Annotated in this window: 21 protein-coding genes and 1 tRNA gene; 13 read left to right on the forward strand and 9 right to left on the reverse strand. The window is 71.0% G+C overall.

The features are described from left to right. Window positions 1-2: 2 nt before the first annotated feature. Entirely contained in the window at window positions 3-956 is a 954-nt protein-coding gene (gene bla / locus ACRQ4B_RS04875; RefSeq protein ID WP_439693565.1) for a class A beta-lactamase, read from the reverse strand. Window positions 957-1,008: 52 nt separating this feature from the next. Then, window positions 1,009-1,188, reverse strand: a complete 180-nt coding sequence (locus ACRQ4B_RS04880) for a zinc transporter permease (protein WP_439693566.1) — start codon at window positions 1,186-1,188, stop codon at window positions 1,009-1,011. A 126-nt stretch (window positions 1,189-1,314) separates the two neighbouring features. On the opposite strand from ACRQ4B_RS04880, the gene ACRQ4B_RS04885 reads away from it, so the two are divergent. From ACRQ4B_RS04885 to ACRQ4B_RS04915, 7 genes are all read left to right on the forward strand, one after another. Continuing rightward, a complete protein-coding gene (locus tag ACRQ4B_RS04885) occupies window positions 1,315-1,956 on the forward strand; it encodes a choice-of-anchor M domain-containing protein (RefSeq protein WP_439693567.1) in 642 nt (213 codons plus the stop codon). A gap of 90 nt (window positions 1,957-2,046) precedes the next feature. Beyond that, window positions 2,047-5,802: a TIGR03773 family transporter-associated surface protein gene (locus ACRQ4B_RS04890; RefSeq protein WP_439693568.1), complete on the forward strand. Its 3,756-nt coding sequence runs from the start codon at window positions 2,047-2,049 to the stop codon at window positions 5,800-5,802. 74 nt (window positions 5,803-5,876) lie between these two features. Further along, complete coding sequence (locus ACRQ4B_RS04895) at window positions 5,877-7,418, forward strand: anchored repeat ABC transporter, substrate-binding protein (protein WP_439693569.1); 1,542 nt, start codon at window positions 5,877-5,879, stop codon at window positions 7,416-7,418. 7 nt (window positions 7,419-7,425) lie between these two features. Then, on the forward strand, window positions 7,426-8,385 hold the full coding sequence (locus ACRQ4B_RS04900) for a choice-of-anchor M domain-containing protein (RefSeq protein WP_439693570.1): 960 nt from the start codon (window positions 7,426-7,428) through the stop codon (window positions 8,383-8,385). After that, window positions 8,378-9,133 carry an anchored repeat-type ABC transporter ATP-binding subunit gene (locus tag ACRQ4B_RS04905; protein WP_439693571.1) on the forward strand — a complete coding sequence of 252 codons (756 nt, stop codon included), beginning with the start codon at window positions 8,378-8,380 and terminating at the stop codon, window positions 9,131-9,133. Before ACRQ4B_RS04900 ends, ACRQ4B_RS04905 begins: the two co-directional genes overlap by 8 nt. Next, window positions 9,133-10,032, forward strand: coding sequence for an anchored repeat-type ABC transporter permease subunit (locus tag ACRQ4B_RS04910; protein WP_439693572.1), 900 nt, complete (start codon window positions 9,133-9,135; stop codon window positions 10,030-10,032). The genes ACRQ4B_RS04905 and ACRQ4B_RS04910 overlap by 1 nt, the downstream gene beginning before the upstream one ends. Then, window positions 10,029-10,793: a lytic murein transglycosylase gene (locus ACRQ4B_RS04915; protein ID WP_439693573.1), complete on the forward strand. Its 765-nt coding sequence runs from the start codon at window positions 10,029-10,031 to the stop codon at window positions 10,791-10,793. The genes ACRQ4B_RS04910 and ACRQ4B_RS04915 overlap by 4 nt, the downstream gene beginning before the upstream one ends. Window positions 10,794-10,805: 12 nt before the next feature. On the opposite strand, the gene ACRQ4B_RS04920 is transcribed toward ACRQ4B_RS04915, so the two are convergent. After that, window positions 10,806-10,876, reverse strand: a tRNA-Gly gene (locus ACRQ4B_RS04920). A gap of 212 nt (window positions 10,877-11,088) precedes the next feature. On the opposite strand from ACRQ4B_RS04920, the gene ACRQ4B_RS04925 reads away from it, so the two are divergent. Further along, window positions 11,089-12,159 carry a DUF6177 family protein gene (locus tag ACRQ4B_RS04925; RefSeq protein WP_439693574.1) on the forward strand — a complete coding sequence of 357 codons (1,071 nt, stop codon included), beginning with the start codon at window positions 11,089-11,091 and terminating at the stop codon, window positions 12,157-12,159. Beyond that, complete coding sequence (locus ACRQ4B_RS04930; RefSeq protein ID WP_439693575.1) at window positions 12,149-12,496, forward strand: hypothetical protein; 348 nt, start codon at window positions 12,149-12,151, stop codon at window positions 12,494-12,496. Before ACRQ4B_RS04925 ends, ACRQ4B_RS04930 begins: the two co-directional genes overlap by 11 nt. Window positions 12,497-12,638: 142 nt before the next feature. On the opposite strand, the gene ACRQ4B_RS04935 is transcribed toward ACRQ4B_RS04930, so the two are convergent. Together ACRQ4B_RS04935 and ACRQ4B_RS04940 are read right to left on the reverse strand one after the other, a co-directional pair. Further along, window positions 12,639-14,684 carry a cytochrome c oxidase assembly protein gene (locus tag ACRQ4B_RS04935; protein ID WP_439693576.1) on the reverse strand — a complete coding sequence of 682 codons (2,046 nt, stop codon included), beginning with the start codon at window positions 14,682-14,684 and terminating at the stop codon, window positions 12,639-12,641. A gap of 82 nt (window positions 14,685-14,766) precedes the next feature. Further along, window positions 14,767-15,858, reverse strand: a complete 1,092-nt coding sequence (locus ACRQ4B_RS04940) for a GNAT family N-acetyltransferase (protein ID WP_439693577.1) — start codon at window positions 15,856-15,858, stop codon at window positions 14,767-14,769. An 89-nt stretch (window positions 15,859-15,947) separates the two neighbouring features. Here ACRQ4B_RS04940 and dcd point away from each other — a divergent pair, with 89 nt between their 5' ends. The 3 genes from dcd to ACRQ4B_RS04955 all read left to right on the forward strand — a co-directional run bounded on the left by dcd (window position 15,948) and on the right by ACRQ4B_RS04955 (window position 17,427). Then, window positions 15,948-16,535, forward strand: a complete 588-nt coding sequence (gene dcd, locus ACRQ4B_RS04945; protein ID WP_439693578.1) for a dCTP deaminase — start codon at window positions 15,948-15,950, stop codon at window positions 16,533-16,535. A 65-nt stretch (window positions 16,536-16,600) separates the two neighbouring features. After that, window positions 16,601-17,101: a helix-turn-helix domain-containing protein gene (locus tag ACRQ4B_RS04950; RefSeq protein ID WP_439693579.1), complete on the forward strand. Its 501-nt coding sequence runs from the start codon at window positions 16,601-16,603 to the stop codon at window positions 17,099-17,101. Continuing rightward, the gene (locus tag ACRQ4B_RS04955; protein WP_439693580.1) at window positions 17,098-17,427 is read left to right on the forward strand and encodes a HepT-like ribonuclease domain-containing protein; all 330 of its coding nucleotides are present in this window, start codon (window positions 17,098-17,100) and stop codon (window positions 17,425-17,427) included. Before ACRQ4B_RS04950 ends, ACRQ4B_RS04955 begins: the two co-directional genes overlap by 4 nt. Before the next feature lie 316 nt (window positions 17,428-17,743). On the opposite strand, the gene ACRQ4B_RS04960 is transcribed toward ACRQ4B_RS04955, so the two are convergent. The 4 genes from ACRQ4B_RS04960 to ACRQ4B_RS04975 all read right to left on the reverse strand — a co-directional run bounded on the left by ACRQ4B_RS04960 (window position 17,744) and on the right by ACRQ4B_RS04975 (window position 23,309). Then, window positions 17,744-18,847 (reverse strand): substrate-binding domain-containing protein, encoded by a 1,104-nt coding sequence (locus ACRQ4B_RS04960; RefSeq protein WP_439693581.1) that lies wholly within the window; start codon window positions 18,845-18,847, stop codon window positions 17,744-17,746. A gap of 80 nt (window positions 18,848-18,927) precedes the next feature. Next, window positions 18,928-20,220, reverse strand: a complete 1,293-nt coding sequence (mmsB, locus tag ACRQ4B_RS04965; RefSeq protein ID WP_439693582.1) for a multiple monosaccharide ABC transporter permease — start codon at window positions 20,218-20,220, stop codon at window positions 18,928-18,930. Further along, a complete protein-coding gene (gene mmsA / locus ACRQ4B_RS04970; RefSeq protein ID WP_439694353.1) occupies window positions 20,217-21,740 on the reverse strand; it encodes a multiple monosaccharide ABC transporter ATP-binding protein in 1,524 nt (507 codons plus the stop codon). Before mmsA ends, mmsB begins: the two co-directional genes overlap by 4 nt. Window positions 21,741-22,286: 546 nt before the next feature. Continuing rightward, window positions 22,287-23,309 carry a LacI family DNA-binding transcriptional regulator gene (locus ACRQ4B_RS04975; RefSeq protein WP_439693583.1) on the reverse strand — a complete coding sequence of 341 codons (1,023 nt, stop codon included), beginning with the start codon at window positions 23,307-23,309 and terminating at the stop codon, window positions 22,287-22,289. 302 nt (window positions 23,310-23,611) lie between these two features. On the opposite strand from ACRQ4B_RS04975, the gene ACRQ4B_RS04980 reads away from it, so the two are divergent. Beyond that, entirely contained in the window at window positions 23,612-24,895 is a 1,284-nt protein-coding gene (locus ACRQ4B_RS04980) for an MFS transporter (protein WP_439693584.1), read from the forward strand. The last annotated feature ends 5 nt before the right edge of the window (window positions 24,896-24,900 follow it).

Raw genomic sequence — 24,900 nt, forward strand, 5'->3', positions numbered from 1 at the left:
TGTCACTGTCCGGCGAAGACCCGCAGGACTGTTGCGGCGGACTTCGCGACGAGGGCGTCGTCGTACTCCGCGTCCGGGTCGTTCCTCGTCGTCAGCACCGCGATCACGATGGGGTCGCCGTCCGGACGGGTCACCCGGGCGACGTCGTTCCGGATGCCGCCCGCGCCGCCGGACTTGTCCGCCACCGTCCACCCCTCGGGTGCGCCGGCGCGGATCAGGGTCTCGCCGGTGGCGTTGCCGCTCATCCAGTCGGTGAGCTGCGCCGTGTCCGCCGAGTCCAGCGTGTGCCCGTCGAACACCGTCGCGAGGTCCGCCGCGAACGCCGCCGGGGTCGTGGTGTCGTCGGTGCTGCCCGGTTCGATCGTGTTGAGCGCCGGTTCGTCGTGCACGACCTCGGTGGTGGTGTCGCCGAGCGCGGTGAGGGCGTCGTCGAGCCCCGCCGGGCCGCCGATGCGCTGCAGGACGAGGTTGAGTGCGGTGTTGTCGCTCTGCCGGACCGCCGCGTCGACGAGCTGCGTGTACGTCAGCCCGTCCGTCACGTGCTGGGACGTGACGGGGGAGTACCCCGCTGCCGTCGTGTCCGCCGTCGTCCAGTGCACGAGCTCGTCGCGGTCGGCGCCCCGGACGGACCGGAGGAACTGCGCGGCGGCGAAGGCCTTGAGGGTCGAGGCGTACCCGAACCGCCGGTCCGGGTTGTACGTGACGGACTCGCCCGTGCCGGTGTCCGTCGCGACGACACCCACGGTGGCGTCGTACTGCCGCTCGAGGGCACCGAGCTGCTGCTGCGCCCGGGCCACCGCTGCCGCGTCGATGGGGGCCGGGGTGGGGGTCGGTGTCTGCGTCGGGGTCGATGTCCGGGCGCTCGTGCTCGCTGCCGACGTGACGGCACCCGAACAGCCGGTGAGGGCGAGTGCGGCGACGACGGAGCTGGTGACCAGGGGCAGCAAACGACGCATGGGGGCATCCTGCCGCGCGCGCCTGGACCCGAGCGGCAGGATGCCCGATCCGTCAGTGCTCGTCGTAGTGGTCGGCGTGGCGGGCGTGGCGGTGGCCGTCGTGCAGGAAATCCACGTGGTCCCCGTGCTGGACGGTCTCGTGCTCGCCGCCGTCGTGCTCGTGGTCGTGCTCGGTGACGTCGTGCTCGGCGACGGTGTGTTCGGACTCAGGGGCGGCGTTGGTGTCGGACATCGTGTTCCTCGTCTCCTCGATGCGCCCGGAGGTCGGGCACGGACTTGTGTACTTGTTCAGTGTGGATCTAGTGTACCCAGCAACTGATAACAGTTATCAGTATCACCCAGAGCTAGAAAGCACCTCATGACCAACACGATCACCCACAGCGCACGCCGCCGAGTCGGGCTGGCAGGCGGGGCCGTCGCCGTCCTCGCAGCCCTCGCGGTCGGACTCGGGTCCACCCCCGCGAACGCCGCGGACCTGGGCTCCGGGCACGTCGACTTCGTGTCCGTCGCGGCGAACGGCTCGCAGCTCAAGCTCGGCTCGAACGTCAACGACACGGGCTGGGTCGCCGCATCGGCGAACACGCTGAAGGTCGCGTCGACCAGCGGCGCCAGCGGCACGGGCTACATCCTCCCCGAGAGCCACGACGAGGCCGACGCCCGTGGTGTGCCCTTCGCCGGGTTCTCCGGGGACGAGGACCTCCGCGACCTGGGCTTCGTCGCGGGCAACACCGTCACGGTGAAGCTCGAGTCCGTGGCCTACACCCCGGCTCCGGGGCAGTCCGGTACCGGAACGGTCAGCATCAGCCAAGGTGGCACTGCCTGGTTCACCAACGCCGCGAAGACGCACGCCTTCACCGTCGAGAGCGGTTCCGACGAGGCCTACCACCAGCACGCAAAGTGGGTGTTCAGCAAGGCGGGCACGTACCAGCTCACCTTCAGCGCCTCCGGCAAGGGCAAGTCCGCCGGTTCGACGACCTACACGGTCAAGGCCGGCGTCTAGCCGGTCCGCCACGGGACCGAGCACGCTCCGTGCGTGCTCGGTCCCGTGCCGTCGTCGATCTCTCCCACCCGCGAAGACGAAAGGGCGCTCGTGCGCCGCACCACCTCTGCACTCCTCTCCCTCGGCCTCGTCGCCACGCTGACCGCCGGCGTGGTCGCGGCCGGTCCCGCGGCCGCTGCCCCGAGCAGCGCCCCCGTGGTCCACGACTCCGGGTACCTCGCCGTCACCCCGACCTTCACCCTCGGGGCGGACGGCAAGCCCACCGCCGCGCGGCTCGGACTCGTCGACAAGACCGATCCCGCGAGCGCCGCCGCGAGTTGGCGTCCCGCGTCCGAGGCCGTCGTGCACGTCCCGACGCCCGGCCAGGACGGCACGTGGTCGCTGCCGGCGTCCGACGCGGACTTCGGGAACGGCGAGCAGCTCGTCTACGGGACCGACCAGCCGGCGGCCGAGTACACGGCACGGGGCGGGACGCTGCTCGGGTTCGACACGCAGTCCCAGCCGGGGCAGCTCAACGGCGACCTCGCGTCGAAGGTGGCGTTCGACAGTGCGTACCGACTCGAGGACGCCACCGGAGCCGGTTGGACGGTCAGCCGGTCGGACGTCGACTGGGACCAGGACCCGCCGGTGCGGACCATCAAGCCCGTCTGGACGGCCGACGATCACGGCGCCGACATGCTCTCCGCCCCGGGCCAGTACGGGGTCTCCCCGGCGTGGAGCTTCACACAGCCGGGCACGTACTGCCTCACGATCGCCGAGACGATGCGGACGAAGGAGCCGAAGGGCACGCCCGCGACCGACCTCTCGACCCGGGCCACCTACACGGTCGTGGTGGGCGCGATGCCGGCGACGGTCCAACCGTGCGCGCAGCCCGGCGACGACGACGGCGACGTGCCGGCGAACCTCGTCACGTCCGGGCACCACGACCTCCGTACCTACCTCGGGCCGGACGGCGAACTGCACTGGGGCCTGGACAGTGCGCTGTGGTCGCTCGACGACGTCGTGATCGGCCGGACGCCGCCCCCGGCGCGGGTGCAGGCGCCGACCGGGGCGACGGACATGCGGACGATCGGACCGGTCGGCACCGAGTACTGGTACTTCCCGCAGAGCTCGACGAACGGCTCGGGCGACTACGTCTGGCCCGGGTGGAGCACCGAGTCGCTGGACCGGTCGCTGATGGGCTCGAAGGTCGGGATCTCGCTCGACGGCGTGACGCGGGACGGTGCGGTCGACCCCGCTGCCCGGGTGCTCCTGCTCGGTGCCACCTCGGGCGGACGCAACAGCACGTACTTCGACTCGGCGAAGGGGACCACCTCGTTCGAGATCGGCGGGAACGACCACTCGCACAACATCTGGGCGTTCACGAAGCCCGGCGTCTACTGCGTCGCGATGACGGCGACGATGCGGACGGCCTCCGGGCACTGGACGAGCGCTACGCAGAACCTCACCTTCGCGGTGGGTGACGACGTCGACCTGCAGCAGGTCCGGCCGTGCGGCACCGCGGACGTCCCGCGACTGCCGTCCGCGCTGCCCTCCCCGCCGTCGACCGGCACGGTGGCCCGACTCGACCACGGGTCCGCGCAGCTCGGCCTCGGCATCGACGGCTCGAACGTCCGGAGCGTCGCGACGACGGGCATGCGACCCACGGACGCGGAGTCCGTCCGTGACCCCGAGGACGTCGTCCTGCACGGGGCGACCCTCGACGGCCGATCCGGACAGTGGCGAGCGGTGCAGAACGGCGGCGGCGCGGTGGCGATCCGCACCGACGCCGTCGACCCGGCATCGGTGCGCGACCGGCACGTGACCGTCGGCATCGGCACGGTGGACGGACCCGGCACCGTGGCGGCGATCAGTGACGACGGCGCGAAGACCTACGGGTCGCTGTCGAGCGCGATCGGCGGGTCCCGCACGATGGACGTCCCGGTGCGGTCGACCACCAGGACGCTGCAGTGGTACTTCTCGAAGCCCGGCGTCTACTGCGTGCCGCTGACCTACCGCGCGACGCTGACCGACGGCAGCACCGCGACCGGTTCGGACACCCTGACGTTCGCGGTCGGGCCGGCGGCCGACGGTTCCGGGATCGACCTGTCGAGGATCACCACCTGCAGTCGCGGGCAGCACGGCGTGGACCTCGGAGGCGGAGGCAACGGCGGCAGCGGGGGCGCCGGCGGCGGCACCGGACCGAGCCACGGGGACGTCTACCTCGAGAACGGTGCGACGAACCGTGCAGGCGCGACCGTGCTGAACGACGGACACGTCGACGTGGCCTCCCGACTGCGGAACGGTGCGCTCGACACCGTCGTGAAGGACACCACCGAGCGAGCGACGCCCACCTGGCGGGACACCCGGAAGACCGTGCTGCAGCTCCTGCCGACGGCGAAGACCACCGTCCCGGCGGGCTACGGCTTCCTCGGCGCCCCCGGCAGCCCGGCGTGGGCGGTCGACCAGACCCAGCAGGACGGACTCCTCTGGCCCGGGTGGTCCACCGAGTCACTCCCCGGTGGTGCGACGAAGGGCGGCGTCACGTGGGCACTGAACGACGTGCAGGGCTACCCGGACGCCCAGGGCCGACCGACGTCCGTCGGTGACTTCACCCTGTACCAGCAGGTCGGCTTCGGCGAACCGGACGTGCTCCTCGCCTCGGCCGGCAAGCGGAGCTTCGTCATCGGCAAGGACGTGCACGCGCACGGCTCGTGGTCGTTCTCGGCGGAGGGCGTCTACTGCATGGCGATGACCCGCAGCGCGGTCGCGTCCGACGGCAGCCCGATGCAGCACGACTTCGTGCTCGCCGTGGCCGTCGGCAACGTCTCCGTGCAGGACGTCGACCCCACGACGTGCTTCTCGGGCAGGACGCCGACGGGCTCGGCCGCCGGCACGACCACCGACGACCCGTCCGACGACAGCGGGCAGGCAGCAGCGGCTCCGTCGCTCGCGTCGATGGTCGACAAGCTGTGCACCGCGCCCACCCGGTCGTCGGGTGCCGCCGACACCGCTCGGACGACCGTCATCAGCCGCGGACACGTCGACGTCGGCAGCCGCATCGTCGACGGCAGGCTCCGCACGCTCGTGAAGGACGGATCGCGGGGCGGCGTGACCTGGCGGGAGCCGTCGGCCACGACGATCTGGCTGAAGCCCGCCGCGAAGGTGTCGAGTCCCGGAGGGGCGTTCTCCTTCCTCGGAGCGGCCGGCAGCCCGGCGTGGCAGATCCCGCAGACCCAGGACCCGGCACTGGTGTGGCTCGGCTGGAACACCGAGGAGATCACCGCCGCGCAGGCGAGCAGCCCGGTGCAGTGGCGTCTCGACTCGGTCGACGGTCCCGGGACGGTGACGGTCTACGAGTTGGCCGCGTTCGGCAGTCCGGAGCGCATCCTCTCCGCCGGTGGCACCTACCCGATCCCGCTCGGCGTGCACGCGCACGGCAACTGGGGCTTCACCGCCGAGGGTACGTACCGCCTGCACATGACGCAGACGGTGGCGCTCGCCGGGGGCGGGACGAGCACGGACCGGCAGACGCTCACCGTGGTCGTCGGCGGGGCGGACCCGTCCGCCGGTGCCGGCTCGGGCGCAGCCGCCGCGGCGACCGCGGACCTCGACTGCGCACCGGCGTTCGGTTCCACCGTCCCGGCGGTCGCGGACGTGGACGACCCGGCCGCCGACCAGGGCGGCGGCACCACGGCCGGCGGCATCCGACCGGTGCAGCGCGACCGGGCGGCTGACGGATCCGGCGCCCCGGACACCCCGACGTGGGTGCTCGCCGTCATCGGGTTCGGCGGCGTGCTCGGCGCCGGTGGCGCCGGCAGCACCGCCACCTGGTTCCTGTCCCGTCGACGCGGGCCGTCGGCATGACCGCCCGTCGCCGACGCGGGGGCGAGCCGGCCTGGAGGCGCGGTGCGAGCAGGCGGATCGGCCGTCTGTGGGCGGTGACGGTCGCCACCACGGCCGTGGCGGGCCTCCTGGCCGGGTGCACGCCGAGCGGCGCCCTGTCCTCGACGTCGGACGGGCGCGTCCGCGTCGTCACGACCACCGGGGTCCTCGCCGACCTGGTCCGGAACGTCGGCGGCGACCGCGTCCAGGTGCGCTCGATCGTGCCGGACGACGCGGACTCGCACACGTACGAGCCGAGTCTCCGGAACGTGCGCGACGTCGCCTACGCCGACCTGGCGTTCAGCAACTACCTGCTGCTCGAGGAGCACGACGTCATCAAGGCGCTCGACGCCAACCTGCGGCCGGATGCGACGGAGGTGAGCATCGCCGAGGCGTCGACGAAGTACGCGTCCGACGTCATCCCGCTCGTCGAGGACGTCTCCCTCGACACGATCTGGCTGGGACTCCGCGTCGAGGGCAGCGGCACCGGATTCGGGGCCGACCGGTCGTCGGAGGTGCAGCTGCGGGCGACGGGACTCGACGGACCCGGCGAGCTCACCGCCTACCTGACCGGCACGTTCGGGGACACCGACGTGCTGTTCAGCCCGCGGGACGGCGACGACCGGGACGACACCGCGACGCTGCCGCCCGACGCGCACACGCACCTGAGCTGGGCGTTCACGGAGCCCGGTGTCTACGCGCTGCACCTCAGGGCCTCGCTCCGGAGGGACGACTCCTCCGGCGCGGTCGACCTCGGTACGACGACGGTCCGGTTCGCGGTCGGTGTGGACCCGTCGACGGTCCGGGGTCGGACGGACGCCGTGCTCGACTCCGGGCACGCCGACATCGCGGTCGACCTCGACGGGGCCGCCGGCGACCGGTTCAGCCTGCGGTCGGAGCGGACGGGGAAGGACGGCAGCGACGAGGTCCGGCACGACGATCCGGCGACCGCGGTGGTCTCGGTGCCGAACACGGCGCTCAAGCCGATCCCCGCCGGCCCGGGCTTCCGGTTCCTCGGCCGCTCGGGGCAGCAGGTCTACCAGCTGCCCCAGGCGGTCCTCGGCGTGCACGTGCACGGGTCCATCGACCCGCACCTCTGGCAGGACGTCCGGAACGTCCAGGCGTACGTCAAGGTGATCCGGGACACCCTCGCGGCGAAGGACCCGCGGCACGCCGACGACTACCGGCGGAACGCAGCACGGTACCTCGACACCCTGACCCGGCTCGACGACGAGGTCCGCACGACCATCGCGGCGATCCCGACGAACCGGCGGCACCTCGTCACGACGCACGACGCGTTCGCCTACCTGGCCAAGGCGTACGGCATGCGCGTCTCCGGGTTCGTCACCCCGAACCCGGCGTCCGAGCCGAGCCTGGCCGACCGGCAGCGGCTCGCGCAGACGATCCGCTCCCTGCACATCCCCGCGGTGTTCCTCGAACCGAACCTCGCCGCCCGGTCGTCGACCCTCACCTCGGTGGCCGTCGAACAGGGCGTCGCCGTGTGCCGCATCTACGGCGACACCTTCGGCCCCGACGTCCACTCCTACGTCCAGATGATGCGCTTCAACGCGCGCTCGCTCCACGACTGCCTGACCTGAGAGACCCATGCGATCCCGAACACCGATCCGACGCACCGTGCTGCGCGCCCTGCCCGCCCTCGTGGCCGTCGCCCTCGTCGCACCGCTCGCGCCGACCGCCGCGACCGCCGCGACGGACCCGCTGCAGCAGACCCTGTCCGCCTCGGAGCCCACGGTCACCGACCACCGGGTCTTCGACGACGGACACATCGACATCGGCCCGCGGTGGCAGGACGGGAAGTGGACCCTGCAGGTGCACTCCGGGGTCAGCCCCGACGCCGAGTGGCGCGCACCCTCGGACGCCGTCCTGCACGTCACCGACGCCGCACGCCTGGCGGTCCCGGACGACCCCACCTACGACTTCCTGCACACGGCGCCCGGCACCGAGGTGTCGGTGATCCCGCAGACCCAGCAGAGCGGCGTCGTCTGGGTGGGGTGGAACACGCAGGACCCCGCGGCGATGGAGGTCATGCGGGACGGCGTCACGATGTCGCTGCACGGCGTCCAGGGCCCCGGCGACCTGGTCGTGTACCTGCAGAGCGGATCGCTCGGCGCACCCCAGGTGCTCTGGGACTCCGCGGCGCAGCTGCCGCAGGACCTCTTCGTGGACGTGAACAGCCACACGCACGCGAACTGGGTGTTCACGAAGCCCGGCGTGTACCTCGTCGACATGGAGATCCGGTCGACGCTCCGCGACGGCAGCACCGCGACCGACACCGAGCCCGTGCGGTTCGCCGTCGGGGACACGACGAGCACGGACGAAGCGTTCGCGGCTCGGTGGACCGGGACGTCCGCATCGCCGACGCCCACCGCGGCCGCCACGGCGACGACCGGGGCGGGGCTGAGCGACGCCGGCGTCCTCGGCATCGGAGTGGGTGCGGGCGTGCTCGTCCTGGTGCTCGTCGTGATCGTGGTCGCCGCCGTCCGGGGAGCTCGGGCACGGCGACGAGCGCGCGTTGTGACCACGGCGGGCGGCTCCGATGGCTGAGCGGCGCAGTGCAGGGGCCCCCGACGTCGTGGATCCCGACGGCGTCGTCCTCGTCGACGGCGTCTCGGTCGTGCTCGGCGGGCGCGAGGTCCTCTCCGACGTCACCACGACCCTCCGCACCGGGGAGTTCGTGGGACTCGTCGGTCCGAACGGCGCCGGCAAGACCACGCTGCTCCGGAGCGTCCTCGGACTCGTCCCGATCGCCGGGGGACGGCTCCGGGTCCTCGGCGCGAAGCCGGGCAGCACGCACGGCGCCATCGGCTACGTGCCGCAGCGCCACGAGTTCGCGTGGGACTTCCCGATCTCGGTCGAACGCGCCGTGATGACGGGACGGGTCCGGCAGGTCGGGCTCCTCCGACAGCCGAAGGAGCACGACTGGCGCGCCGTGCACCGTGCCGTCGACCGGGTCGGGCTCACGGCACTGCGCGACCGACCGGTGGGCGAACTGTCCGGCGGGCAGCGGCAGCGCGTGCTCGTCGCCCGGGCCCTGGCACTCGGCCCGGCGGTGCTGCTGCTCGACGAACCGTTCACCGGGCTCGACGTCCCGACGCAGCGACTCCTCACCGAGCTGCTGCGGGCCCTCGCCGACGAGGGGCACGCCGTCCTCATGACCACGCACCACCTCACCGACGCGGTGCGCTCGTGCGACCGACTCCTGCTGATCGACCGGCGCGTGCTCGCCGACGGACCGCCGGCCGAGGTCACCGCCGCCGTCGGCTGGCAGGCGTCGTTCGGGGAGGTGGCCTGATGCTGACCCCGCTCGACTTCCTGCACGACCTCGTCAACCCCGACCTGCGGTTCCTCGCGAAGGCCCTCGTCGTCGCCGTGGCGTCGAGCCTCGTGTGCGGCATCGTCGGCGCGCACGTCGTCCTGCGCGGCATGGCGTTCATCGGGGACGCCGTCGCGCACGCCGTCTTCCCCGGGCTCGCGGTCGCGTTCGTCCTGAACGGCGACCTCGTGCTCGGCGGAGCGATCGCCGGGGTCGTCACCTCGGTGCTCGTCGCGGTCATCGCACAGAACCGCAGGCTCAAGGAGGACAGCGTGATCGGCATCCTCTTCGCTGCCGCGTTCGCACTCGGGATCGTCGTGATCAGCCGGGCCCCCGGGTACGCGGGCTCGCTGCAGCAGTTCCTGTTCGGGTCGATCACCGGCATCCCGGACTCCGACGTCGTCACCGTGCTCGTCGGCGGTGCCGCCATCGTCGTGGTCCTGCTGCTGCTCGGCAAGGAGTTCGTCGCGGTGGGCCTCGACCGGGAGTCCGCCCGTGCCCTCGGCCTCCGGGTGTTCACCCTGGACCTCATGCTCTACGTCCTCGTGACGCTCGCCGTCGTGCTGTCGGTGCAGACGATCGGGAACGTCCTCGTCCTCGCCCTGCTCGTGACCCCGGCGGCCACCGCTCGACTGCTCACCGACCGGCTCGGCGTGATGATGGTGGTCGCGCCGGCCCTCGGGTCCCTGTCCGCGCTCGTCGGCCTGTACCTGTCGTGGAGCGTCGACCTCCCCGTCGGCGGCACCATCGTGCTCGTCGCGACCGGGCTCTTCGTGCTCGCGTGGCTCGCGAGTCCGCGACACGGCCTCGTCGCCAAGGCGCGCGCTCGACGGACGAGCCGAACCGTGCCTGCCGTCCGCTCCGTGGAGACCACGTGAGCGAACACTCGCGCATTGCGCGCTTCCTCGCCGTCGGGACGGGCGCAGCGGTGGTGGCTGCGGCGCTCGCCGTGGTGGTCGCGGCCGGGTTCCGGCCGTCGAGCGGTCTGGAGGCTCGGCCCACCTCCGCCCCGTCGGTCGCGCCGACTCCCGCCACTGCTCCGTCTTCGCCCACGCCGGCGGCGGCGTCGCGCCCTGCCACGACGGTGACCGCCGACCGGGAGTGGGTCGCGGACCGCGCCGCGCGGACGGGCATCCCGGAGCCGGCCATGCGTGCCTACGCCGCCGCCGCGCTCCGCGAGCGGGCACGCACACCCGGGTGCGGGCTCGGCTGGTCCACCCTCGCCGGCATCGGTGCGGTCGAGACGCACCACGGGACGATCGGGCAGCGGACGCTCACCCCGGACGGCAAGGCGCTCCCACGCATCGTCGGCATCGCGCTCGACGGCGGCGACACCGACCGCGTCCCGGACACCGACGCTGGGTCGCTCGACGGCGATCCGCGGTGGGACCGGGCGATCGGTCCGATGCAGTTCATCCCCGAGACCTGGCGGACCTGGGGCGTCGACGCGGACGGCGACGGGGTGGCCGATCCGGACGACCTCGACGATGCAGCGGCCACCGCGGCGGCCTACCTGTGCGCGGACGGGCACGTGCTCGGGGACCACGCCGGGTGGGTCGCCGCAGTCGGGTCGTACAACCACCACGAGGACTACGTGCGCGCCGTTGCTGAAGCGGCGAACCGCTACGCGATCCGGTGATGGTCTCCTCGGAGCGAGTGACGGGAATCGAACCCGCGCTACCAGCTTGGGAAGCTGGAGTTCTACCATTGAACTACACTCGCGCACCCCGCTGAGCGGGACGGAGCAAGCCTAGCGGATTCTCCGCTGGAAGCCAGCCGAGTGACCACCGTGCGTCGCGGGACGGTCGTGATCCGTCCCTCCCGACCCGCACCCGTGTCTCCGCTGTGAGCCCGTCCGCCTGACGGACAGGTGTCGTCCTCGTGTGTACCGTCCAGGTGGATCGAGCGACAGGCGAACCCCGAGGAGGACCCGGATGGTCAGGCATCCCCTCATCGACGACGTGGTCGGCCCCGCGATCGTGGTCGAGTCCGCTTCGCCGGTGGTGTGGCTGACCGAGGCGTTCGCTTCGCTGCTCCGTCGGGCGTCGGACTCGGGCCGGATGGTCGTGCTCCGCACCGGCCCCGGCGCAGCGGTCACCCCCGCCCTCCGACACGCACTCGGTGCACACGGCGCGGCGTGGGTCGTCGCCGACACCGACGGGACGCTGCGGGACGGCCGTACGGGGGTCGCCGCCTCCGACATCGAGGACTTCGTCCGTCGTGGCCCCGAACTCGTCGGCACCCCGTCGCCGCAGCACCCGGTCTCGACCGACTCGGTGCGGCAGATCAGCATCGACCTGACCCTGCGACACCACGCCGGCCGTGCGGTCGACATCGGCTCCGCCATCGAGGCCCTGTGCCACACCGTGGGCACCTGCCCGACGCGCTGGGGGACCGCCGAACCGCTCACGGTCCCGTGGGACCGCTGGGTCGTCACGCAGTACGCCAAGCACGAGGCGCCGGCGATCTCGACCTCCTACGCCGTGGGCGAGGGCTTCTCCGCCACGATGACGGCGCACCTGCTGGACGGGGTCGTCGTGGAGACGATGTCCGCGGTGCTGACCATCCCCGAGGAAGGCGCCGACCCGGCACTCGCCGCCGCACTGCTGGACGCGGTGCACCGTGTCGCCGAGGACGTCGAGCCGGTGTTCGGCGTCGTCATGCAGCGTCGCGGCGACGCCGACCACCTGGTGCGCGCCGTGTCGCACGGCGAACCGTCGCCGCTCGCGGTCGTCGTCGGGCCCGAGGCGGCGGAGTTCCTGGACCGCGACGGCGTCTGGCCGCCCCCACGCACCACCACGTCGACGTTCGGCGGCGGCGGGCTCGTCGTCCGGTTCGACGACGGGTGGGAGGCCCTCGAGTCCTTCCTCGACCGCATCGACGAGGACCGGTTCCTGCAGCTCGTCGGCGGCGCACCCCTCGACCCGGCGCACGACGAGGGCACCCTCGACGGGCACGTCAGCGGCTCCGGATCCCGTGCGTTCGGCGGTCACGGTGCCCCGTGACGTCACGCTGCTCTGCCGAGGACCCGTCGAGACGCGCGACGTCGCCGAGGCCCTGCTCCTGCACGACGAGGCCTGGGGTGTCCGGGCGCTCGACGACGGCCCGATGATGCAGGTGTGCCGGGACGCCACGCACCCGGTCATCACGGTGCTCGGCGTCCGGCGCGTCGACTCCCTCGACGAGGTCGAGCGGATCCTGCCCGATGCGCCGACGCTGGCGACGCCGCTCTGGTGGGTGGACACGGTGACACCGGCGGGTGCCGACGGCGAGTCCGGGATCTCCGCTGCGCTCGAGGCGGCGCTGGATCTCGACGCGGTCTGCATCGTCCACGGCGACTGAGGTCGCGCAGGTCGCACGGGTCGCACGGGTCGCGCAGGTCGCACGGTGCGAGGTGCTGCTCGGAGCGTGCGAGGTTCCGACGAGTGTGGGACGCCCGCGACCTCGCACACCGCGCGGGACCTCGCACACTGCGGGCTGCGCGTCAGTCGTGGTCGTTCATCGCGGCGAGGCGCTCGTTGTACGCCTTCAGCTCGGCGTCCCCGTCGCGGTCGGCCTGCCGGTCGAGGCGCTTCGCGTCGCGCTTGTCCGACCGCACCCAGTTCCGCACCACGAGCAGCGCGACGAACACCATCGGGAGCTCGGACGCGCCCCACGCGATGCCGCCGCCGGTGTGCTGGTCGGCGAGCAGCGCGGTGTCGTTCGTCTGGCCGAGCGCGTGGAACCAGTCGACCGCGTAGATCGACTCCGAGGTCATCACCGCGACGCCGAAGAACGCGTGGAACGCCAGGGTCGCGAGCAGCGCGATGATGAGGATCGGGTACTGCGGACGCTTCGGCCCCGGGTCGATGCCGACGAAGACCCAGAAGAACAGGTAGCCGCTCAGGACGAAGTGCACGACCATCGCCACGTGCCACTCGTGCGACTGCATGGCAGCCTGGAACGCCCCGGTGAAGTAGAACACCACGAGGGACCCGGCGAAGACGACCCCGGCGACGGCGGGCTTCGCCATGAACTGCATGTACCGCGAGTGCACGAAGAGCATCAGCCACTCGCGGGCGCCGCGGGACCCGTCGTTGCGGACGGGCAGTGTGCGCAGCGCGAGGAGCACCGGGCCGCCGAGCACGAGGGGGAGCGGCACGAACATCATCAGCAGCATGTGCTGGATCATGTGCGACGAGAAGTGGATCATGCCGTAGACGGAGGGGCCAGCGGAGGTCGTCCAGAGGAACACCGCGCAGCCGAGCACCCACGAGATCGTCCGGCCGACCGGCCACGCGTCGCCGCGCTTCCGGAGCTTCCGCACCGCGAGCAGGTACCAGCCGGCGCCGACCACGGCGAGGGCGAACCACACCCAGTCGATGTGCCACTGCGTCAGGAACGTGTGCAGGGTCTGCGTCGGCGGGTACGGGTAGCCGATCAACCCGGAGCGGGTGTCCTCACCGGTCTCCGGCGTCTGCGGGATCGGCGGCTGGCTGCGCGACACCGCCACCGAGACGCCGATCGCGATCGCCATGAAGACGATCTCGGCGAGGGCGAACCGCGTGAACGAGCGGCGGTCGAGCGGCGAGCGGAGCAGCGCGGGCACGAGCTTCCGGCGCTGCACCACGCCGGCGAGCCCGAGCAGGATGAGGATGACGGCCTTGACGGTGATGAGCCAGCCGTACGTGGTGGTGACGAGGTCGAGCGGACCGGTGAGCCGGAGCGACGCGTTCACGATGCCGGAGAACGCGACGGCGGCGAACGACCACCCCGCGAGGGTCGAGTACCGCGCGACCACCCGGCCGGTGGCGCCCCGCGTCCGGGTGCGGAGGACGACGACGGCGACGAGCCCACCGGCCCAGACGCACACGCCGATCAGGTGGATCGCGAGCGAGTTCACCGCGTTCGCGTGCTCGAGCGACCCGGCGGCGTGCCCGGAGAGTGCGAGGGGGAGGAGCGCGAACAGTCCGGCGACGGTCGCGACGGCGAGGGTGGTGACCCGGGTCGCGAACGCGGCGAGCAGGGTCGCGACCAGGATCGCGGCCGCCGAGACGACGAGCGCCTGTCCGATCTCGACCTGGAACGCGAAGAGCATGAAGTTCCGCGCGAACACGGAGTTCGTCAGCGGGACGCCGAGGGTGTTCGCCCCGGTGAACACGAGGCTGACGACGGCGGCCAGGAACCAGATCGCACCGGTCGTCGCCGCCCACCGGACCGCTCGGTGCTGCACGCTCGAGATCGCGCCGTGGTCCTGCTTCTGTGCCGGCAGCGCGAACGCCGCGACGATGAGCAGCCCGATGGTCAGCGCGGCCATCGTGTCGTGCACCACCCGGGCGACGGGCAGCCCGTACTCGACGAGGTCGCCGGCGGACACCAGCTGCTGGCTCGCCGAGAACGCTCCCGTCACGGTCATCCCGAGGATCGCGCAGCCGACCGCGAGGGGAACCGCGATCGCGAGGACGGTCGCGACGGTGGACGTGCGCACGGTGACGGGCGCGGATTCGGGCGCCGCGCCTCCAGGCTGGGTTTCGGGTGACGTGACGGTCATGACCGTCCCATGGTAGGTGGCCAGTCTGGAGGCGCGGCCCGAGTGGCCGGAACCGGCTGCGGCCCGCCTCAGGGTCGCGTCGTCAGACGCGGCGCTCCCAGATGCCCTCGCTCCCGACGCCGACGAACCCGACGGCCTCGTTGACGTCGAGCATCGGGCGGTTCTCCTCGGCGTTGAAGGTGATGATCGACGGCCGCCCCGGGAAGTCCTGCTCGACGCGCTCGATCCCGACCACCTTGAGGAGCCAGCCGAGCCGGTGCCCGCGGTGCTCGCGCAGCACGAGGGTGTCCCACTGCATCACGGCGCGGGTGGGGTCGTCCGGCACGGCCAGCTGCGTGAAACCTGCCAAGGTGGTGCTCGGGACGTGCTCGACGGCGACCGTGAGCATCGTCCGCGGCGCCCGGGCCAGCTCGGCCTCGTGCTCGCGGAGCCGCTCGGCGGTCCAGACGTCCTCCGGTTCGTCCATGTCGCCGTTCGGGGCGTCGGTGCTCATCCGCGTCTCGAGGGTCGCGATGCCGTCGAGCCACCGCTCGGGCGTCCGACCGGCCCAGGTGTGCACGCGGTAGTCCGGCCCGGCAGCCGCGACGGCACGGTCGTGGAGCTCGCGGACGACCGAGTGGTCCGTCGGGAGCGTGAGTCGGCTGATGCGGTTCACCTGCCCGAACCGCCAGCCGCGCCGGGTCAGGAAGCGCACCCCGGCCTCGTCCTCCGGCACGGCGCCGAACCCGGTGGGTGCCGCCAGGTACCCGTGGCCCGTCGCGGGTCCGACTTGCCGGGACACGGCGTACGTCTTCCACTGCGTGCGGCCCTCGGAGCGGGCGACCTGCTCCAGGTGGTCGGCGAGCAGCGTGCCGACGCCGCGACCCTGGTGCTCGGGTGCCACACCGACCGCGAGCCAGCAGTTCGGTGTGCCGGGTGCCTGCTTCGTGTCGTACGAGCCGGCCGCGACGACCGTGCCGTCGGGGTCGCGGACCACGAACAGCCGACTCGGGGCCTCGGGCTCGTGGCACATCGGGAGGTACTCCTCCGGCTTCCAGGAGAGCTCGGTCAGCCCGTGCACGTCGACCTCGGCCGCGTCCGAGACGGCGAGCCAGTCCCGGAACGCCTGCACCGTGGTGGGGTCGTCGTCCATCGTCGCGGGCACCTGGAGTTCGTGCACGGTGTACGTGGTCATGGTGGCCCCTCCCGGCGCTGTGCGGCCGCCCGAGGCTGGGCAGCCTCGCAGCATACCGGGGGCGACCGCGGTGCCGCTAGGCTTCTGGCGTGCTGCTCTCCGACCGCGACATCACCGCCCAGCTCGCCGAGGGCCGGATCGGCCTCGACCCGTACGACGCCTCGCTCGTGCAGCCGTCGAGCATCGACGTCCGGCTCGACAAGTTCTTCCGGCTGTTCGACAACCACAAGTACCCGCACATCGACCCGGCGGTGGACCAGCCCGACCTCACGCGTCTGGTGGAGACCGACCCGGACGACGCGTTCGTGCTGCACCCGGGGGAGTTCGTGCTCGGCTCCACGTACGAAGTCGTCACGCTGCCCGACGACATCGCCGCCCGACTCGAGGGCAAGAGCTCTCTCGGTCGCCTCGGGCTCCTGACGCACTCGACCGCCGGCTTCATCGACCCGGGCTTCTCCGGGCACGTGACCCTGGAGCTGTCGAACGTGGCGACGCTGCCGATCAAGCTCTGGCCGGGCATGAAGATCGGCCAGCTCTGCTTCTTCCAGCTGTCCAGCCCCGCCGACAAGCCCTACGGCTCGGCCGAGTACCAGTCGCGCTACCAGGGGCAGCGCGGGCCGACGCCGTCCCGCTCGGCGCAGAACTTCCTGCGGACGGACGTCTCCCGCCGCGACTGACGGGTCTCCGCAGACGTCGGCGGTTGGCGACGGATGAAATGTTGCGTTCTGTGTATCGTGACAGCATGTCCGCTTCCGCTCCGATCTCGGCCGCTTCGCTCATCCGGGATGCCCGCAACCGCGCCGAACTGACCCAGGTGCAGCTCGCGGCGCGGGCCGGGGTCACCCAGAGCGTCATCAGCACGTACGAGAACGGCCGGCGCGAACCGTCCCTCGCCGCACTGCAACGGCTGCTCCTGGCGGCGGGGTTCGTCACCGAGATCGACCTGCAACCCGTCGAGGACCCGCCGCCGCTGCGCGACCGAGTGGCTGCGGTCCGCGGGGAGCTCATCACCGTCGTGCGACGCTTCGGCGGCCGGGAGCCGCGGCTGTTCGGCAGTGTCGCCCGCGGCGAGGACGGTCCGGCGAGCGACGTCGACCTGATGGTGGACCTCGAACCGGGCCTCGGCATCTTCGCGCTCATGCGGATCCAGGACGAGGCGGAGCAGCTGCTCGGCGTGCGGGTGGACGTCGTCGACGCGGCGGGGATGGCGCCCGAGGTCGTCCGGACGGCGGTGCCGCTGTGAACCGCGACCTGGGGGACCGGCTCGACGACGTCATCCGGGCGTGCGGCGTGATCGCGCGCTACGTCGAGGACGATTCGCTGCCCGAGGACCTGGTCTACGACGCGGTCCGGATGCGCCTGGTCGAGATCGGCGAGGCGGTGCGGATGCTGCCGTCGGCGGTGACGTCGAGCGAGCCGGGGATCCCGTGGTCGCGGGTCTCGCTGCTCGGGGAGCGGCTGACGCGGCGGTACTTCGACACGACGCCCGCGGTGGTGTTCGGGACGGCGCGGGTGGACGTGCCGGCGCTCCGCGAGGCCGTCCGGCGCCTGCGCGCCCAGGTGCGGTAGGCCGCGGTCGTCGGCCGGCCGGCCGGCCCGTCGGCGTCGGCCGAGGTTCGGCCCCGCGGACAGGATCCGGCGTCGACGAGGCGCGCACTGTCCGCCCAGCCGAGCTTCGGCACTCGGCCTCGGGAGCGGCCCCGCCGCGTGGCCGGTTGCCTGGCGGACGGGAGGCGCGGTGCCGGGCTGCGCCGCGCCTCCCGTCCGGCGGCGACGCACTGTCCGCCCAGCCGAGCCTCGGCACCCGCCCCCTCGCCGCGCCGTGAACGCGGGACGGCCCCGTCTCGCCGAGGCGAGACGGGGCCGTCCGTGGTGTCGGGGGAGATCAGCCCTGCTTGGCGAGCGCCTCGAGGGTGTCGTTGCCCTTGTAGGCCTCGACCGCGTTCTCCTTGGTGACGAGGATCGGGGTCAGCTCGATCGCCGGGACCGTCTTGACGCCGTTGTAGTTGTTCGTCTTGTCGATCTTGGTGTCGGGCTTGTTGCCCTTCGAGAGGTCGGACACCAGGTCGATGGCGGCCTGGGCCTCCTCGGTGGTGTTCTTGTAGATCGTCGAGTACTGCGTGCCCTTCATGATGAGGGGGATCGACGCGGTCTCCGAGTCCTGACCGGTGACGACGGGGTTCGGCTTGCCGGCCGCCTTCGTCGCGGTGAGGATGGCACGGGCGAGCGTGTCGTTCGGGGACAGGACGCCGTCGAGCTTCGTGTCACCCGAGTAGTACTGCGACAGGAGGTCCGTCATGCGCGACTGGGCGTTCTGCGCGAGCCAGCCCTTGGTCTGGACCTTCTGGAAGGTCTCCTGGCCGGACGTGACCTTGACGGTGCCGTCCTTGATCTTCGGCTCGAGGACGCTCATCGCGCCGTTGAAGAACACGGTCGCGTTCGCGTCGTCCGCCGAACCGGCGAAGAGCTCGATGTTGTAGGGGCCGGAGCCCTTCTCGGCCTTGAGGCCGTCGAGGAGCGCCTGCGCCTGCAGCTGGCCGACCTTGTAGTTGTTGAACGCCACGTAGTAGTCGACGTCCTTGGTGTTCAGGATGTTGCGGTCCCAGGCGATGACGGTGACGCCCTTCGCCTTGGCGGCCTTCACCTGCGAGCCGAGCTGCGAACCGTCGGCGGCACCGATGATGACGACCTTCGCGCCCTTGGTGACCATGCCCGAGATCTGCGACTGCTGGTCCGGGACGGGGTTGCCGGCGTTGGCGTACTGGATGTCGGCCTTGAAGCCGGCGTCCTCGATCGACTTCTCGAAGGCGGCGCCCGCGAGCACCCAGTTCTGCGAGGTCTTGGCCGGCAGGGCGACACCGATCAGGTCGCCCTTCTTGATCTCCGTGCTGGAGGAGTCCGAACCGGAGGTCCCGCGTGCGGAGCAGCCGCTGAGGGCGAGGCCCGCGACGAGGGCCAGGCCGATACCGGCGATGAGCTTCTTGCGCATGAGATTGCTTTCTCTTCGTTGAGGAGTGGTGCTGTGTGGTGAGGGGTTCGTGCGCCCAGGTCGCCCCGGGCGCCACGTCTTTACTGGGTGTTGACCTTCTCCGGCTGGTCCTGGATGGACTGCGGTTGCTGTGCCGCCACCGTGTTCTGCTCGGTGTCCTTCCGCTGGAACTGGCGCATCATGCCGCCGATCAGGGACGGGCGCCCCTGGGACTTCGAGTAGACGTCGAAGGCGACCGCGACGAGCAGGACGAGACCACGGATGATCTGGACCTTGTTCGACTCGATGCCCATGAGCTGGAGGCCGTTGGACAGCAGCGCCATCACGAGACCACCGATGATCGACCCGGAGATGGTGCCGATGCCACCGGCGACCGCGGCGCCACCGACGAACACGGCGGCGATCGCGTCGAGCTCCCAGCCGGTGCCGTCAGCGGGGCCCGAGGCGTTCGAGTAGCCGACGAAGACCATGCCGGCGACGGCGGCCAGGACGGACATGTTCGCCATGACGAAGAAGTTGACCTTGCGGGCGCTGACGCCGGAGAGGACCGCGGCGCTCGCGTTGCCACCGACGGCGTAGACCTGGCGGCCGAAGATCGTGTTCTTCGTGATGAAGCCGTAGATGATCGTGAGGACGCCGAGGATGATCGCGACGATCGGGATCGACGTGCCGACGGGGCCGGCGCCGAACAGGTAGGTCGCGACGAGCGTGACGGCGACGAGGATGCCCGTGCGGACGATCGACACCCACAGCGGCGGGACCTCGGCCTGCATCTTCTTGCGGCGACCGCGGCCGCGGACCTCGATGACGATGAGCGCGATGATCGTGGCGAGGCCGATGAGCAGCGTGCCGTTGGAGTACCCGAAGTCGGGGCCGAAGTCGCCGAGGTAGCCGGCACCGATCGCGTTGTAGGAGTCCGGGGTCGGCACGGAGGTCGACTGGCCGATGATCTGGTTCGCACCGCGGAAGATGAGCTGACCGGCGAGCGTCACGATGAACGCGGGGACCCGGACGAAGGCGACCCAGAAGCCCTGCCAGGCACCGACGAGTGCGCCCACGGCGAGGCCGAGGATGATCGCTGCCCATGCCGGCCAGTGCCACACGGACATCGACTGCGCGACGATGATGCCGACGAACGCCGCGACCGAACCGACCGACAGGTCGATGTGGCCTGCGATGATCACCATCACCATGCCCAGCGCGAGGATGAGGATGTAGGAGTACTGCAGGAACAGGTTGATGACGTTCGTCGGCTCGAGGATCAGGCCGTTGGTCGTGATCGAGAAGAAGATCACGATCGCGATCAACGCGATGATCATGCCGTACTGGCCGATGCTGTTGCCCTTGCCGAACAGCAGTTTCAGGTTCTTCATGAGACGAGAGCGCCCTTCCGCGCGGAGGTCATGCTGCGCATGAGCGTTTCTGGATTGGCCTGTTCCGAGGGGATGTCAGCCGTGATCTGGCCCTCGAAGATCGTGTAGATCCGGTCGGAGAGGCCGAGGAGTTCGGGGAGCTCGGACGAGATGAGGATGATGCCCTTCCCCTCCGCCGCGAGCTGCTGGATGATGCCGTAGATCTCGAACTTGGCGCCCACGTCGATGCCGCGGGTCGGCTCGTCGAGGATGAGGATGTCCGGGTCGGTGAACATCCACTTCGACAGGACGACCTTCTGCTGGTTCCCGCCGGAGAGCTTCCCGACGTTCTCCTCGACGGTCGGCACCTTGGTGCGGAGCATCTTGCGGTACTTCTCGGCGACGTTGTACTCCTCGAGGGAGTCCACGACGCCGGCCTTCGAGATCTTCTGCAGGTCGGCGGCGACGGTCGACCGCTTGACGGTGTCGAGCAGGTTGAGGCCGAGCGCCTTGCGGTCCTCGGAGACGTACCCGATGCCGTGCTCGATGGCCTGCTGGACGGTGGCGACCTTGATCTCCTCGCCGTCCTTGATGATCTGCCCGCCGAGCCAGGTGCCGTAGGAGCGCCCGAAGATGCTCATCGCGAGCTCGGTGCGACCGGCGCCCATGAGGCCCGCGAAGCCGACGATCTCGCCGCGCTTCACGTGGAAGTTCGAGCCCTTGCAGACCAGGCGGCTGGCGTCGAGCGGGTGCTGGACGGTCCAGTCGCGGACCTCGAAGAAGGTCTCGCCGATCTTCGGGGTGCGGTCCGGGAAGCGGCTCTCGAGCGACCGGCCGACCATGCCGCGGATGATGCGGTCCTCGTTGACGCCGTCGCCCTTGACGTTCAGGGTCTCGATGGTCTTGCCGTCGCGGATGATCGTGATCTCGTCGGCGATCTGCTCGATCTCGTTCAGCTTGTGGCTGATGATGATGCTCGAGATGCCCTTGGCCTTCAGTCCGACGATGAGGTCGAGGAGGTGCTGGGAGTCGTTCTCGTTGAGGGCCGCGGTGGGCTCGTCGAGGATGAGGAGCTTGACGTCCTTGTGCAGGGCCTTCGCGATCTCGACGAGCTGCTGCTTGCCGACACCGATGTTCTTGATCTGCGTGTCCGGGTCGTCGGCGAGGCCGACGCGGGCGAGCAGGTCCTGGGCGCGGAGCTGGGCGGTGGTCCAGTCGATGACGCCGAGTCGTCCCGGCTCGTTGCCGAGGAACAGGTTCTCGGTGATCGAGAGCTCCGGGATGAGCGCGAGCTCCTGGTGGATGATGACGATGCCGGCCTGCTCGGACTGCTTGATGTCCTTGAACCGGACCTCTTCGCCCTCGAAGACGATCTCGCCGTCGTAGGTGCCGTACGGGTAGACGCCGGACAGGACCTTCATCAGGGTCGACTTGCCGGCACCGTTCTCGCCGCAGATCGCGTGGATCTCGCCGGCACGGACGCTGAGCGAGACGTCGGACAGCGCCTTGACACCAGGGAACTCCTTGGTGATCGAGCGCATCTCGAGGATCGTCTCGGGTGCGGTGATCGACCGGGTCTCGAGGCCGGTGTCGATCGGGTTTGACGCCACGGTGCATCTCCTTCTGCCGCTGCGATGCGGCAGTCCTTCGGGTGGTTCTGCCAGCGGCAGCGAAGGGCGCAGGAGGCCTGCGTGGACTTCGTTGTCGCGTCCGGTGTCCTGTCGTGTGACGGTCCATGTGACCGTTCACATCGGCGGAACGGAGGTAATACTACGCACGGGATCGGCGCGGCTGTCAATTCGGATTGGTCGCGTTTTCGTAACGGCCCGCGTGATCCGGCCCATCGCACCCGTCGGCGTCCCCCGCGTTGGGGTACCCGGGTGACGCCACAGCGGCCTGGAGGCGCGGGGCGGGCCCGACCCGCGCCTCCAGGCCCGTCCGTGGTCGCGCCGGGCTGGCGCGATCCCGCATGGTGTGCAGGAATCGTCGGGTTCCGAGCCGGCACCCGACGATTCCTGCTCACGAAGCGCCGGCGGCGGCGCGCGTCGCGGCGGCAGGCCCGCGCGTCGCGACGCCGACGCTCGCGGTCAGCGCCGGCGCGGGGCGCTCGTCGAACCGCGCACCACGAGCTCGGGCACGAGGTCGATCGGGCGGAGCAGGCCCGCGTCGTCCCCGGGCAGGAGCTGCTCGACGCATCGACGGCCGAGCTCCGTGAAGTCCACGTGCACTGTCGTCAACGGCGGCCAGAGGTGCTTCGCCTCCGGGATGTCGTCGTAGCCCACCACGGAGAGGTCGCCCGGCACGTCCAGCCCGTACGACCGTGCTGCGTGCATCACCCCGAGCGCCATCGCGTCGTTCGAGCAGAAGATCGCCGTGCAGTCGCGGTACCGCAGGAGTTCACGCCCGGCGTGGTAGCCGAAGTCAGCGGTCCAGTCCCCGAGGATCGGTGGCACGACGGGCTTGTCGCGGTCGGACATCTCCCGCAGGAACCCCTGCATCCGGGCCTCGGCCTCGATCCAGTCCCGGGGGCCCGCGATGTGCCGGACGTACTCGTGACCGAGGTCGAGCAGGTGCGCCGTCGCGCGCCGTGCGCCCTCCATCTGGTCGATGAAGAGCGTCGACGGGGCATCGCTCGGGCTCGTGCGGAGCGCGACGTACGGCGTCCGCATGCCCGTCTCCTCGATGAGGTCGAACACCCGCTGCTGCGGCGCGATCACGATGATGCCCTCGACGTCCTGGTCGAGCAGGTGGCCGAGGCCGTCACGCACCGCCTCGTCGGTCGCGGCCGCGATGTTCGACGTCGTGATCGAGTACCCGCGGGCGACGGCGGCGTCCTCGATCGCCTGCATGGTGGCGGCGGGGCCGTAGTGCGACCGTTGCGCCGTGAGCACGCCGATGGTGTGCGTCCGGCTCGTGACGAGGGCGCGGGCGGCACGGTTCGGTCGGTACTGCAGCTGCTCCATCGCGGCGAGGACCTTGTCGCGCGTCTCGCTGACGACCGCGTCCGAGTTGTTGAGCACGCGCGACACGGTCTGGTGGGAGACCCCGGCGACCCGCGCGACGTCGCGGATGCTGGGCGACCGCGGTTGCTGTGTCCGCGTCGACGCCATTGCTACTCGTTCCTGCCCGGGGCCGAGGCACGCCGATGTGCACGTTCACATTCCGAGCCAGATCATTATGCACACCTGACGGGTCGGCGCCACCTGAGTTGTCCTGTGCCGTCGGATCGGTTACCGTTCTCGTCGTATCCGGCGGATCGCCCCGACGGATCACCACAACTGCAGATCGGCCGTCCCCCGAAGGACGGCAGTCGCTCCAGACCTCAGAGAACAGCGACACCCGCAGCGCACCAGCGCTGGGGTGTCGCTGTTCTTTTTTTGTGCCCACACCCCCCCACCACGAAGGAGTGGTCTTGACCAAGTCCCGCAGACTGACGAGCTTCATCGTCCTGTCGATGACCGGCGGCGCGATCTTCCAGGTCGCGTACATCCGGTTCGTGTTCCTCGCGGAGACCGCGCACGCGCTCGACCTCAGCATCCAGCGCTACGGCGAGATCACGTCGGTCTTCGGCGCGGTCGCCGTGCTGATGTACTTCTGCGGCGGTTGGTTCGCCGACAGGTTCTCACCGAAGGCGCTCATCGTCATCGCCCTCGCCGGGATGGGTGTCGTCGACCTCTGGCTGTCGACCGTCCCGGGGGAGACCGGCGTGATCGTCGCCCACGTGTTGATGGCCGTGCTCGGCATGGGGCTGTACTGGTCGTCGCTCGTCAAGCTCATCTCGATGCTCGGGTCGGCCGACGAGCAGGGCAAGCTGTTCGGCTGGCTCGAGGGCGTCCGCGGCATCACGTCCACCGTGGTCGGGTTCGTCGGGGCCGGCATCGTCGCCGCCGCGATCGCCGACACGGGCGGCGTGCTCTGGGTGATGCGCATCTACGGCGTGCTGTGCCTGGTGTTCGCCGTGCTCGTCCTGGTCGTCGTCCGCACCGATCGTGACGCGCTCGAGCACGTGGAACGGCAGACCGTCACGCTCCGCGAGCTCGGCGCCGCCGCCCGGAACAAGTACACCTGGCTGATCGGGTTCTCGATCATGCTGATGTACTGCTTCTACACGCTGCTCGGGTACCTCACACCGCTGCTGCAGAACGGCTTCGCGGTGCCCGTCGTGCTCCTCGGGGCGATCGGCGTCGTCCGCACCTACGTGTTCCAGATCGTCGGCGGCCCGGCCGGTGGCGTGCTCGTCGACCGGTGGACGAAGTCCTCGCCGGCGTTCCTCCGCTGGGCGTTCGTCGTCGCCGCGGTGAGCGCGGTCGGGTTCCTGCTCCTGCCGCACGACCCCGCCCTGGTGTGGATCGCCGTCGTGCTCATGATCGTGATGTGCCTCGCGGTGTTCACCTCGCGGGGCATCTACTGGGCGCAGGTCGGCGAGGTGGAGGTCCCGCTCGCCCAGCGCGGCGGTGTGATCGGCCTGGCCTCGGGCATCGCCTACCTGCCGGACGCGTTCCTGCCGGCCCTCGGCGCGTGGTGGGTCGGCGACCCGTCGAACGGCGTGCCGGAGCAGGGCGGCGGCTACACGACCATGTTCGCCGTCCTGCTCGGCGCCGCCGTCCTCGGCTTCCTCCTCACCACCCTCACGATGCGCGTCCGTGCGCGCGACCTGCGCATCCGCCGGGCGTCCGACGTCGTCGTCGCCGCCTGACCCCC

The sequence above is a fragment of the Curtobacterium sp. SP.BCo genome (genome assembly GCF_051903265.1).
Classification (GTDB): Bacteria; Actinomycetota; Actinomycetes; order Actinomycetales; family Microbacteriaceae; genus Curtobacterium.